The sequence below is a fragment of the Ancylobacter aquaticus genome (assembly GCF_004339465.1).
Taxonomy (GTDB): domain Bacteria; phylum Pseudomonadota; class Alphaproteobacteria; order Rhizobiales; family Xanthobacteraceae; genus Ancylobacter; species Ancylobacter aquaticus.
In genome coordinates this window covers 64,475-75,848 of the sequence record NZ_SMFY01000007.1, presented here as the reverse complement: position 1 = coordinate 75,848, position 11,374 = coordinate 64,475, and the positions used below count along the sequence as shown (strand labels likewise).

Below are 11,374 nucleotides of genomic sequence, written 5' to 3'. Positions count from 1 at the left end.
GTCGGCCGAGCGGCCGCCCCCCCCCCCCCCCCCCCCCCCCCCGCCCCCGCCCCCCCCCCCCCCCCCCCCCCCCCCCCCCCCCCCCCCCCCGCCCCCCCCCCCCCCCCCCCCCCCCGCCCCCCCCCCCCCCCGCCCCCCCCCCCCCCCCCCCCCCCCCCCCGGCCTCGGGCCGCCGAGGGTCCGGCACGGCGCCGGCCGCTGCCCTCGGTGCGCCGTCGTCTTGCGGATGTTGTCCATCTCGGGCACATCGGTTCGGCCCTTTCCCGCGATCGAGTGCCCCGCCGATGGCCCACGCTTCTCCCGTCTCCCCGCTTGCCCCCAAAACCACCCCCGAGGTCGGCCCCGTGGCCGGGGTGCGCTTTGCCACCGCGGAGGCCGGCATACGCTATCGCGGGCGTACCGATGTGCTGCTGCTCGCCCTCGATGCCGGGACCACGGTGGCCGGCGTGTTCACCCGGTCGAAGTGCCCCTCGGCGCCGGTGGAGTGGTGCCGCGCCAACCTCGCCACGGGTACCGCGCGGGCGCTGGTGGTGAATTCCGGCAATGCCAACGCCTTCACCGGCTCCAAGGGCCGGGAATCGACGGCTTTGACGGCAAAAATCGCCGCTGCGGCGCTCGGCTGCCGGGAAGAGGAGGTCTATCTCGCCTCCACCGGCGTCATCGGCGAGCCGCTGGATGCCCGTAAGTTCGAGGGCGTGCTGGAGGAGACCGCGACCCGGCTCGCGCCGCTGCCGTGGATCGAGCCGGCCAAGGCGATCATGACCACCGACACCTTCCCCAAGTTGGCGACGGCGAAGGTGAAGATCGACGGCGTGGAGGTGACGATTGCGGGCATCGCCAAGGGCGCCGGAATGATCGCGCCTGATATGGCCACCATGCTGTCCTTCGTCTTCACCGATGCCGCCATCGAGGCGCCGGCGCTGCAGGCGCTGCTCTCCAAGGGCGTGGTCGACAGCTTCAACGCCGTCACCATTGACGGCGACACGTCCACCTCCGACACGCTGATGCTGTTCGCCACCGGTGCTTCCGGCGCGCCGCGTATCGCCGATGCCAAGGACCCGCGCCTGGCGCGCTTCCGCAAGGCGCTCACCACCGTGTTGGCGGACCTTGCCGAACAGGTGGCGCGCGACGGCGAGGGCGCGCGCAAGCTGGTGAAGATCCACATCACCGGCGCGACCTCGAAGCGCTCGGCCCGGCGCATCGCTATGTCGATCGCCAATTCTCCGCTGGTGAAGACGGCGGTGGCGGGCGAAGACGCCAATTGGGGCCGCGTGGTCATGGCAGTGGGCAAGGCGGGCGAGCCGGCCGAGCGCGACCTTCTGTCCATTTCGTTCGGGCCCATCCGCGTCGCGCATCAGGGCGCTCGCGATCCCGCCTATGACGAGGCCGAGGTCTCCGCCTATATGAAGAACGACGTGATCGACCTCACGGTCGACCTCGGACTCGGGCGCGGGGCCGACCGGGTGATGACCTGCGACCTCACCAAGGAATATGTCGCCATTAATGGCGACTACCGCTCGTGAGCGGGGAAGGGCGATCGCCGTGAAACTGGTCCTTGTCGCCGCCGCCGCACTCGTCGATGCCGATGGCCGCGTCCTCCTGACGGAGCGGCCCGCCGGCAAGTCGCTGGCGGGGCTGTGGGAGTTTCCCGGCGGCAAGGTGGAGCCGGGCGAGCGGCTGGAAGACTGCCTGATCCGCGAGCTCGACGAGGAACTCGGCATCACGGTGCAGGAGCCCTGCCTGGCTCCGCTCAGTTTCGCCTCGCACACCTATGAGGCGTTCCAGTTGCTGATGCCGCTGTGGATCTGCCGGCGCTGGGAAGGGCAGGCGCGGGGCCGCGAAGGCCAGCGCCTCGCTTGGGTGAAGCCGGGTGCGCTACGTGACTATCCGATGCCGCCGGCCGACGAGCCGTTGATCCCGGTGCTGCTGGACCTGCTGGGCCCGGGGCGATAGCTCGCCGATGCGACGTGCCAGAAGACTGGATTGACGATCTGCCTACTAGAAGGTAGAAGCCCGAATGGGCACGCCATCGACCACATCCGACGCCATCCTGCTGTCCGCCCGCGCGCTGATCGCCGCTGGCGGTTATAACGGGTTCAGCTATGCCGACATCGCCAAGACGGTGGGCATTCGCAACGCCAGCATTCACCATCATTTCCCGGCCAAGGCCGATCTGGTCCGCGTTCTTGTGGCGCGCTACCGGCAGGAGGCCGAAACCGGGCTGGCGGAGCTGGAGCGTCACGTCGACGACCCGGCCGAAAGGTTGCGCGCCTATGTGGGCTATTGGAGCGCCTGCATCGCCGACGGCAGCGCGCCGATCTGCATCTGCGCCCTGCTCGCAAGCGAACTCCCCGCTCTGCCGGAAACGGTGGCTGTCGAGGTGCGCGCGCATTTTCGCGGTCTCTCGGCCTGGCTTGCCTCGGTGCTGCAAAGCGGGTCCCGGCAGGGCCGGCTGCGCCTGACGGGTTCGGCCGAGGCTGAAGCCGAACTGTTCATGGCGACGGTCCACGGTGCCATGCTATCGGCCCGGGCCTATGGCGACCCCGGCGCCTTCAACCTCGTCACGCGGCCGCTGCTGGAGCGGTTGAGTTCATGATCCCAGGCCGCGCGGGCGTGCCTTCGTGAAATAAAGGCCTACCAATCAGTAGGTAGATTGCGACTTCACTCGTTTCTACCGCCATCCCTCTCAAGGACAACTCTCATGTTCGGTATTTCCCCCATCGGCTGGGTGCATACGCTTGGCAGCCTGCCCGCCATTCCCGCCGCCGCCTACATGTTCGCCCGCTACGGCCGTATCGTTCCCCGTTCGCCGGCCGGCACGCTCTATCTGGTGTCGATGCTGATCGGCGGGTTCACGGTGTTTCTGGTTGCCCATGAACCGATAAGCAACGTCATCGGGGCCCTGACAATCCTGTTCCTGGCAGCGGGCTACACGGTGGGGCGGGTGGGCCTCAGCCGGGCCGGCCGCTACATCGAGACCATTCTGCTGAGCGTGACGGCATTCCTGCTGATGGTGCCGACGGTGAGTGAAATCCTGCGGCGGGTTCCGGACGGCCACCCGATCGTCACGCGGCTCGACGCGCCGCTGCTTCTGGGCGCGCAGGCGGCCCTGCTGGCGCTTCTGATCATCGGCGTGACCGCGCAGGTGGTGTATCTGCGCCGCGCGTCGGGAATGCGCGCGGGCTGAGCGCGTCAGCCCTCATCCTTCAGCCGGCCCTCGGGCACGTTCAGCGCGTCGGCGAGGCGGGTCTTGGCCGAGCCGGGGCGCAGCGGCTTCTGCTGGCTTTCATGCGGCGCCCAGCCGGAAAGCCAGACGATTTCAAAGGTGGCGCGCAGGCGCCCGTCCGGGTCGGCGAAGCGCTCGGCATAGACCTCGAACAGCCGTATCAGCGTCTTCTTGAGCAGCGGCGCGCGGCGCCGGTCGGTGAGCGGGTTGGCCCCGCCCATGCGGCGAAGATCGTGCAACAGCGCCAGCGGGTCACCATAGCGTACCACCACGCGGTCGACATCGGTGACGGGCAAGGCGAGGCCCGCGCGCTGGAGCAGCCCGCCAAGGTCGCGCAGATCGACAAAGGGCGCGACACGCGGTGAGATGCCGCCCAGCGTGTCGCTCTCGGCGATGGCGAAGGCCTCGCGCAGCTCGGAGAGCGTGCCGCCGCCGAGGAAGCCGGCGAGCAGCAGCCCGTCCGGCTTCAGCGCGCGGCGGATTTGCGCCAGCACGCCGGGCAGGTCGTTGACGCTCTGCAAGGCGAGGGCGGAGACGACGAGATCGAGCGAGGCCGGGGCGAAGGGCAGGATTTCCGGGTCGGCGACGGCATCGACATCCCCCCTCTCGGCCGGGCCGAAGGCGAAATAGCGCTCCACCATGCCGCTGCGGCTCAGCGCGTCGCGCAGGACGGGCGTCGGCGTGCCGAGATCGGCCGCCGTGCCGAACAGGCGCTTCACCGCATTGAGGCGGTCGACGAGGTCTTCCGCCACGCGGTCGAGCAAGAAAGTTTCCGGGCCGAGCGCCAGCGCCCTCCGGCGGCGCTGCGCCAGGGCGAGCGGATCGAACACGCTCATCGGCGAGGTGGAAATCGGGGCAGAAGACATGGGAGGCTCCTCGCCGAGAGGCATAGGGCGGCGGCGCGGATAGGTCAAAGGCGGGCCGGCGCGGGCCGTGCTAGACTGGTGGCATGGAACCTCCGTTGGAGCCGACGCGCGCGCCTGCCGACGAGGTGGAGCCGCCGCACCCCGCGCGGGTCACGCAATGGCGTGGCCTCGGGCGCCGGCTGCTGCGCGGGCTGGTGGATGTCGCGCTGCCGCCGGCGTGCATGGCCTGCCGGGCGGCCGTGGACGAGCCGGGGTGCCTGTGCGGCCAATGCTGGAGCCGCCTTTCCTTCATCGCGCCGCCCTTTTGCGACCGGCTAGGCACGCCCTTGCCCTACGGCTTTGGCGACGGGCGTTTGCTCTCGCCCGCTGCGCGGGACGCGCCGCCGGCCTATGGAAAAGCGCGGGCGGTGGCGGAATTCGGCGATGTGGCGCGCGACCTGATCCACGCGCTCAAATATGCCGACCGGCTCGACATCGCCCCGCCCATGGGGCGGATGATGGCGCGCGCCGGGGCGGATATTCTGGCCGATGCACAGGCGCTGGTGCCGGTGCCGCTGCACCGGCTCAGGCTGTGGCGGCGGCGGTTCAACCAGTCGGCAGCGCTGGCCGGGGTCATCGGCCGGGCGGCCGGTCTGCCGGTGCGGGCGGGGTGGTTGGACCGCCAGCGCGCGACCGTGCCTCAGGTGGGGCTCGACCGGGCGGCGCGGGCACGAAACGTGCAGGGCGCCTTCGCCGTGCCGGACATGGCGAAAGGGGAACTGCGCGGGCGGCGCCTGGTTCTGGTTGACGATGTGCTCACGACAGGGGCGACGATCGACGCCTGCGTCAAGGCACTGCTGCGCGCAGGGGCGGGACGAGTTGACGTTCTCGTGTTCGCCCGGGTTGCTGACGGGCCCGAGGCCCCCATATCATGAAGACCCGCGAGCCGGCTGCATTGGCGGACGGCGGCAAGGATGGTTCGATGGCGAAGATCGAGATTTACACGACCTATACCTGCCCTTACTGCCATGCGGCCAAGACGCTGCTTGGGCGCAAAGGCGTCGACTTTTCGGAGGTCAACGTGACCGGCGACCCGGTGGCGCGCTCCTGCATGTCGAGCCGGGCCAACGGGCGCACCAGCGTGCCGCAGATCTTCATCGGCGAGCGCCATGTCGGCGGCTGCGACGACCTCTACGCGCTAGAGGAAGCCGGTGAGCTGGACGCGCTGCTGGCAAGCTGAACGAGATTGACACCATGACCGGCTCTTCCGACACACTCACGCCCGGCGCCCCGCCGCTCGGCGGCCCGTTCCGCGCCGCGCTGATCCAGATGCGGACCGCCAAGAACGTCGCGACCAATGTCGCAGCGGCCTCCGCGCTGATCCGCGAGGCGGCGGCAGACGGGGCGAGCTATATCCAGACGCCGGAAATGACCGGCACCATGGAGGAGAACCGCGAGGCTCTGTTCAGGGTGCTGCATGCGGAGGAGGACGACCCGGCGCTGGCCGCCTTCCGGGCGCTCGCGGCCGAACTGAAGGTGCATCTGCATATCGGCTCGCTGGCGGTACGGGCGGGCGAGCACCGCGCCGCCAACCGCTCCTACCTCCTCGCCCCGGACGGCGCGATCGCGGCCTGCTACGACAAGATCCACATGTTCGATGTCGACCTGCCCAATGGCGACGTCTACCGCGAATCGGCCGCCTACCGCCCGGGCGAACTAGCCATCGTGGCGGACCTGCCGCAGATCAGGCTCGGCCTGACCATCTGCTATGACCTGCGCTTTCCCGCCCTGTTTCGCGCCTTGGCCGAGGCCGGTGCGGGCATGATCGCGGCGCCGGCCGCCTTCACCCAGTCGACCGGCGAGGCGCACTGGCACGTTCTGCTGCGCGCCCGGGCCATCGAGACGGGATGCTATGTGCTGGCGGCGGCGCAGGGCGGCACGCATGAGAACGGGCGCCAGACTTTTGGCCACAGCCTCATCATCGACCCGTGGGGCACCGTGCTCGCCGAGGGCGGCACCGAGCCGGGCATCATCGCCGCCGAGATCGACCCCGCCACGGTAGCGGCGGTGCGCGGGCGGATTCCCTCGCTGTCGAACGGCCGGCGCTTCGAGCTGGTAATGCCGGCCGATCATGGCCGGCTCCATCTCGTGCCCGGTGGCGCGGCATGATTCTCTATCGCCTGTGCTGCGCCAGGGAGCACGACTTCGAGAGCTGGTTCCGCGATTCCGCCGCCTATGACGAGCAGCGCGCGCGTGGCCTCGTCACCTGCCCGGTCTGCGGCTCGCCCGAGGTCGAGAAGGCGCTGATGGCGCCGGCGCTGGGCCGTGCGGCGCGCAAATACGCGGCGGAGGTTTCCACCGATGAGGCGCCTGTCGCGCCGGTTGCGGCTTCGGCCCCTGTGCCGGCGCTCGTTACCCAGCCGGTCGCGCTGGTTTCGGAAAAAGAGCAGCAACTGCGCGCCATGCTGCGCGCGGTGCGGGCCCATGTGGTCGCCAATTCGGTCGATGTCGGCGACGAGTTCGCCGCGCGTGCCCGTCGCATGCATGAAGGCGACGAGGAAAAGCGCGCCATTCGCGGTGCGGCCACCCCGGACGAGGTGCGCGCGCTGATCGAGGACGAGATCGAGGTGCTGCCGCTTCCGGTGCTGCCGGACGAGCGCAACTGAGGGGGAGGGCCCTCGTCATCCCGGGCGGTCCGACGGCCCGATCCGGGATCGCTGTGGCCACCTGAGGACGACCCCGGCTTCGCTTCGGCCGGGATGTTGGCCCTACGCCTCAGTTTGCCGTCCGCGCGCTCTCGATCTGCGGCAGCAGGCGCTCCTTCAGCCCCTGCGCGTCGATGGGGCCGATATATTTGTAGGCGATCCGCCCGTCCTTGCCGATGACGAAGGTTTCCGGCACGCCATAGACGCCCCAGTCGATGGCGGTGCGCCCATTGGCGTCGACGCCGACGGCGGCATAGGGATTGCCGAAGCGGCCGAGGAAACGGCGGGCATTGTCGGCGTCGTCTTTGTAGTTCAGGCCGACAAGCCTGAACCCCGGCATCTTCGACAGTTCAACCAGAAACGGGTGCTCGTCGCGGCAGGGCACGCACCACGAGGCGAAGACGTTGAGCACCGTCACCTCGCCCTTGAGCGCGGGGGAGGCGAGGCCGGGCACGGGCTGGCCCTCGTGGGTCAGGCCCTCCAGTGCCGGCAGGTCGAGCGCCGGGGCGGCACGGCCGATCAGCGCCGAGGGCACGCGCGAGGGGTCGCCGGAGAACAGCCGGCCATAGAACAGCCCCGCCAGCGCCAGAAACGCGACCAGCGGCAGCAGCACGAGCAGCCTGCGACGGCCGGCAGGGGGCGTGTCGCTTGGGGGCTTGTCGGTTGGGGGCGTGTCGGTTGGGGCCGGCGCGTTCATGCGTCGCGCCCGGCCGAGCGGCGGCGCACGCCGCGCGCTTCAAGTTCGTCGAGCCGGCGCCGCACGCCGCGCCCGTCGAGCACCGTCCACAGCGCCAGCGCGCCGAGCGTGAAGGCGCTCACGCCATAGCAGGCGAGAATGAAAAAGCCGTGCTCGCCGAACATTCAGGATGCCTCACGCATAGGCCGCCTCGGCGGCGGCGCGCGCTTCCAGCACGCGCAGGCGTCGGCGGTAGATTTCGTTGCGCATCGCCGCCATGTGCAGCGCCAGCATGAGCAGGGTGAAGCCTAAAGCGCACAGCATCAGCGGCCAGAGCAGGCTCGCATGAATGGTCGGCCCGTCCATACGGAACACCGAGGCGGGCTGGTGCAGCGTGTTCCACCAGTCGACAGAGAACTTCACGATCGGCACATTGACGAAGCCGACCAGCGAGAGCACCGCCGCCGCCCGCCCGGCCTGGTTGGCGTCCTCGATCGCCGAACGCAGCGCCAGCAGGCCGAGATAAAGCAGCAGCAGCACAAGCATGGAGGTGAGGCGCGCATCCCAGACCCAATAGGTGCCCCACATCGGCCGCCCCCAGAGCGAGCCGGTGAACAGGCAGAGGAAGGCGAAGACCGCGCCGATGGGCGCCATCGCCTTGTGCGCCACATCCGCCAGCGGGTGGCGCCAGACCAGTATGCCGAGGGCGGAAGCGGCCAGCATGGAATAGCCGAACATCGCCAGCCACGCGAAAGGCACGTGGATGTACATGATCCGGACCGTCTCGCCCTGCTGGTAGTCTTCCGGGGCGCGGAAGGCGAGGAAGAAGCCGAGCGCCAGCGTCGCCAGCGCAAGGCCGGTCAGCCATGGCAGGACGCGCCCGGAAAGGGCGAGGAAGCGGGTAGGGTTGGCAAGGTCCATCAACGCCATGGGGCGGTTCTAATCTGCCGCATGACTCTCGGCAACATGCCGCTCCCGCCTCGAAACGCGGATGTGAAGCCACAGGATGGACAAAACTGCGCTATTCAACCGGCGCATCATCGACGATAAGGGAATCGAGCGCTTATGCCGCACATCACCGTCGCGCCTCTTGCCGGCCTTCTCGCGCTGGTCGCCGTGCCGCTGGCCTTGCCGATCTCGGCGCCCGCGCAGGCCCGCTCCGTCGACCAGCAGATGATGATGATGCCCTCCGAGCGGATCGAGCAGCGTTGCAACGCCCGCGCCATGGGCGAGGTCGGCCGGGCCAACAAGGCCCTGCACCCGGACGAACTCGTGGCCTATGCCTATGCCGATCCGGTTATCAAGGGCTGGTCGATCAAGGCGCCGGGAGGGGCGGTGCGCAGCGGCGCCACCTGGTACCACATCGCCTATGAGTGCGAGACCGCGCATGAGGGGCTGGACGTGACCCGCTTCCGCTTTACGCTCGGCGCGGCGATCCCGACCTCGGAATGGTCCGGGCATTATCTCGTCGCGCCATAGGGCGCCGTTACGCGGCCGGAACGTCCATAGTCTCCCGCGAAAGGGCGCCAAAACTTGACTTCAAGACCAGCGGCGCTTACGAACCCCGCATCCTCGCAGACCCCGCGAGCCGATCCGCCGCCCGGCCCCTGAGGCTGGAGGTCAACGCCCGACAGCGCTTTGCGCCCTCGGGCGCCGTTCGGCGTTGCGTCGTGAGCTGCGAGAAAACGACCGGAGCGAACGCATGTTCGATTCATTGACCGACCGCCTTGGCGGCATACTCGACCGGCTGAAACGACGCGGCGCGCTCACCGAGGCCGACGTGAACGAGGCCATGCGCGAAGTGCGCCGGGCGCTGATCGAGGCCGATGTGGCGCTCGACGTGGTGCGCTCGTTCACCGACAAGGTAAGGGCGCGCGCGGTGGGTGCCGAGGTGATCAAGTCGATCACGCCCGGCCAGATGGTGGTGAAGATCGTCAATGACGAACTCGTCGCCATGCTCGGCTCCGACGCCAAGGCGATCGACCTCGACGCCGCCCCGCCGGTGCCGGTGCTGATGGTCGGCCTGCAGGGCTCGGGCAAGACGACCTCCACCGCCAAGATCGCCAAGCGCCTGACCGAGCGCGGCAACCGCAAGGTGCTGATGGCCTCGCTCGATACCCGCCGCCCGGCGGCGATGGAGCAGCTGGCCATGCTCGGCACGCAGGTCGGCGTCGCCACCCTGCCGATCGTCGCCGGCCAGTCCGCCGTCCAGATCGCCCGCCGCGCCATGGAGGCCGCCCGTCTCGGCGGCTATGACGTGGTGATGCTCGACACCGCCGGCCGCGTCACGCTCGACGAGGCGCTGATGGCCGAGGTGGCCGAGGTGAAGGCCGCGACGAAGCCGCATGAAGTGCTGCTGGTTGCCGACAGCCTCACCGGCCAGGACGCGGTGAACACCGCAAAAGCCTTCGACGAGCGCGTCGGCCTCACCGGCATCGTGCTGACCCGCGCCGATGGCGACGGGCGCGGCGGTGCCGCCCTTTCCATGCGCGCCGTCACCGGCAAGCCGATCAAGCTGCTCGGCACTGGCGAAAAGATGGACGCGCTGGAGGATTTCGATCCCCGCCGCGTCGCCGGGCGCATCCTCGGCATGGGCGACGTGGTGTCGCTGGTCGAGAAGGCGGTCGAGAACATCGACGCCGAAAAGGCGATGGCCGCTGCCGAGCGCATGCGCAAGGGCCAGTTCGATCTCAACGATCTGCGCATGCAGCTCGACCAGATGGAGAAGCTCGGCGGGCTTGGCGGGCTGATGGGCATGCTGCCCGGCGTCGGCAAGATGAAGAACCAGCTCGCCGCCTCCGGCATGAATGACGGGGTGCTGAAGCGGCAGAAGGCGGTCATCGATTCGATGACCAAGAAGGAGCGGCGCAACCCGAAGCTTCTCGACGCCTCGCGCCGCAAGCGTATCGCCGCCGGCTCCGGCACCAAGGTCGAGGACGTCAACCGCCTGATGAAGATGCACCGCCAGATGGCGGACATGATGAAGGCGATGGGCGCCCCCGGCGCCAAGCGCGGCCCGATGGCCGGCCTTGCCAACATGTTCGGCCTTGGCGGGGGCGGCATGGGCGGGGGCATGCCGAGCCCCGACCAGCTGAAGCAGATGGCCGAGAAGATGCCCGGCGGATTGGGCGGCGGCGGTCTGCCTCCGAATTTCCCCGGCAACCTGCCCGGCCTTCCCGGCGGACTGCCGGGAATAGGAAGCAAGCCGGGCGGCCTTCCCGGCCTGCCGGGCTTTCCGCCGAAGAAGAAGTGATGGCCCGATAAGACTTCACGCCGTCAGGACCGGGCGCGACCCGGCCCTCCACGAATTGCCGACCGCAAGGCGTGGATCCCCGGATCAAGTCCGGGGATGACGGAAGAAACCAGACGACACGAAACAAACGACCTGAAAGGAAGACCCACATGTCCCTCAAGATCCGTCTCGCCCGTGGCGGCGCCAAGAAGCGTCCCTATTACCGCATCGTCGTCGCCGATTCGCGCTCCCCGCGTGATGGTCGCTTCATCGAGAAGATCGGCACCTTCGATCCGCTGAAGCCCAAGGACGCCGCCGACCGCTTCACCCTCGACGTCGAGAAGGCCAAGGCCTGGCTCGCCAAGGGTGCGCAGCCGACCGACCGCGTCGCCCGCTTCCTCGACAGCCTTGAGCTGGTGAAGCGCGCTGCGCGCAACAACCCGGAGAAGGCCGTTCCCGGCAAGAAGGCGCAGGAGCGCGCTGCCGAAGCCGCCAAGGCCGAAGCCGCTGCCGCCGCGGCTGCTGCTCCCTCGGCCGAGTGATATCGGCGGGGCGACCTTGCGTCGCCCTGCTTGAGCCTCCTCCGAGGCCGCTTCGCGGCACCTCAGGATGACGCGGTTCTCTTGGCGGGAACCACGTCATCCTGAGGTACGAGCGTGAGCGCGCCTCGAAGGATGGTCATTTCGGAGC

15 protein-coding genes are annotated in these 11,374 nt (G+C 69.3%); 11 read left to right on the top strand and 4 right to left on the bottom strand.

The annotated features are described in order from the left end of the window. The first annotated feature begins 284 nt into the window (after positions 1 to 284). From argJ to EV667_RS22115, 4 genes are all read left to right on the top strand, one after another. Positions 285 to 1,523 carry a bifunctional glutamate N-acetyltransferase/amino-acid acetyltransferase ArgJ gene (argJ, locus tag EV667_RS22130; RefSeq protein ID WP_131837482.1) on the top strand — a complete coding sequence of 413 codons (1,239 nt, stop codon included), beginning with the start codon at positions 285 to 287 and terminating at the stop codon, positions 1,521 to 1,523. Positions 1,524 to 1,542: 19 nt separating this feature from the next. Continuing rightward, complete coding sequence (gene mutT, locus EV667_RS22125; RefSeq protein ID WP_131837481.1) at positions 1,543 to 1,953, top strand: 8-oxo-dGTP diphosphatase MutT; 411 nt, start codon at positions 1,543 to 1,545, stop codon at positions 1,951 to 1,953. Between the two features lie 64 nt (positions 1,954 to 2,017). Next, positions 2,018 to 2,596, top strand: coding sequence for a TetR/AcrR family transcriptional regulator (locus EV667_RS22120; RefSeq protein ID WP_131837480.1), 579 nt, complete (start codon positions 2,018 to 2,020; stop codon positions 2,594 to 2,596). Between the two features lie 105 nt (positions 2,597 to 2,701). Continuing rightward, entirely contained in the window at positions 2,702 to 3,187 is a 486-nt protein-coding gene (locus tag EV667_RS22115) for a hypothetical protein (RefSeq protein ID WP_131837479.1), read from the top strand. 5 nt (positions 3,188 to 3,192) lie between these two features. Here the strand turns inward: EV667_RS22115 and EV667_RS22110 are convergent, their stop codons facing one another. After that, positions 3,193 to 4,092, bottom strand: coding sequence for a methyltransferase domain-containing protein (locus EV667_RS22110; protein ID WP_131837478.1), 900 nt, complete (start codon positions 4,090 to 4,092; stop codon positions 3,193 to 3,195). Between the two features lie 83 nt (positions 4,093 to 4,175). Between EV667_RS22110 and EV667_RS22105 the strand changes: the two genes are divergently transcribed. From EV667_RS22105 to EV667_RS22090, 4 genes are read left to right on the top strand one after another with little or no spacing between them, the layout of a single operon-like run. Then, a complete protein-coding gene (locus EV667_RS22105) occupies positions 4,176 to 5,006 on the top strand; it encodes a ComF family protein (protein WP_245516324.1) in 831 nt (276 codons plus the stop codon). A 47-nt stretch (positions 5,007 to 5,053) separates the two neighbouring features. Next, positions 5,054 to 5,311, top strand: coding sequence for a glutaredoxin 3 (gene grxC / locus EV667_RS22100; RefSeq protein WP_131837487.1), 258 nt, complete (start codon positions 5,054 to 5,056; stop codon positions 5,309 to 5,311). 14 nt (positions 5,312 to 5,325) lie between these two features. Next, entirely contained in the window at positions 5,326 to 6,240 is a 915-nt protein-coding gene (locus EV667_RS22095) for a carbon-nitrogen hydrolase family protein (protein ID WP_131837477.1), read from the top strand. Beyond that, positions 6,237 to 6,737, top strand: a complete 501-nt coding sequence (locus tag EV667_RS22090) for a DUF1178 family protein (protein ID WP_131837476.1) — start codon at positions 6,237 to 6,239, stop codon at positions 6,735 to 6,737. Before EV667_RS22095 ends, EV667_RS22090 begins: the two co-directional genes overlap by 4 nt. Before the next feature lie 109 nt (positions 6,738 to 6,846). On the opposite strand, the gene EV667_RS22085 is transcribed toward EV667_RS22090, so the two are convergent. From EV667_RS22085 to EV667_RS22075, 3 genes are read right to left on the bottom strand one after another with little or no spacing between them, the layout of a single operon-like run. Further along, a complete protein-coding gene (locus EV667_RS22085) occupies positions 6,847 to 7,473 on the bottom strand; it encodes a DsbE family thiol:disulfide interchange protein (protein ID WP_131837475.1) in 627 nt (208 codons plus the stop codon). Then, on the bottom strand, positions 7,470 to 7,637 hold the full coding sequence (gene ccmD / locus EV667_RS22080; protein ID WP_131837474.1) for a heme exporter protein CcmD: 168 nt from the start codon (positions 7,635 to 7,637) through the stop codon (positions 7,470 to 7,472). Before ccmD ends, EV667_RS22085 begins: the two co-directional genes overlap by 4 nt. A 10-nt stretch (positions 7,638 to 7,647) precedes the next feature. Then, complete coding sequence (locus tag EV667_RS22075; protein ID WP_131837473.1) at positions 7,648 to 8,382, bottom strand: heme ABC transporter permease; 735 nt, start codon at positions 8,380 to 8,382, stop codon at positions 7,648 to 7,650. A gap of 135 nt (positions 8,383 to 8,517) precedes the next feature. Between EV667_RS22075 and EV667_RS22070 the strand changes: the two genes are divergently transcribed. The 3 genes from EV667_RS22070 (at position 8,518) to rpsP (ending at position 11,226) form a co-directional block, all read left to right on the top strand. Continuing rightward, a complete protein-coding gene (locus EV667_RS22070; protein WP_131837472.1) occupies positions 8,518 to 8,931 on the top strand; it encodes a DUF930 domain-containing protein in 414 nt (137 codons plus the stop codon). A gap of 223 nt (positions 8,932 to 9,154) precedes the next feature. After that, positions 9,155 to 10,705 carry a signal recognition particle protein gene (gene ffh, locus EV667_RS22065; protein WP_131837471.1) on the top strand — a complete coding sequence of 517 codons (1,551 nt, stop codon included), beginning with the start codon at positions 9,155 to 9,157 and terminating at the stop codon, positions 10,703 to 10,705. A 149-nt stretch (positions 10,706 to 10,854) separates the two neighbouring features. Further along, entirely contained in the window at positions 10,855 to 11,226 is a 372-nt protein-coding gene (gene rpsP / locus EV667_RS22060) for a 30S ribosomal protein S16 (protein ID WP_131837470.1), read from the top strand. Positions 11,227 to 11,374: the final 148 nt, after the last annotated feature.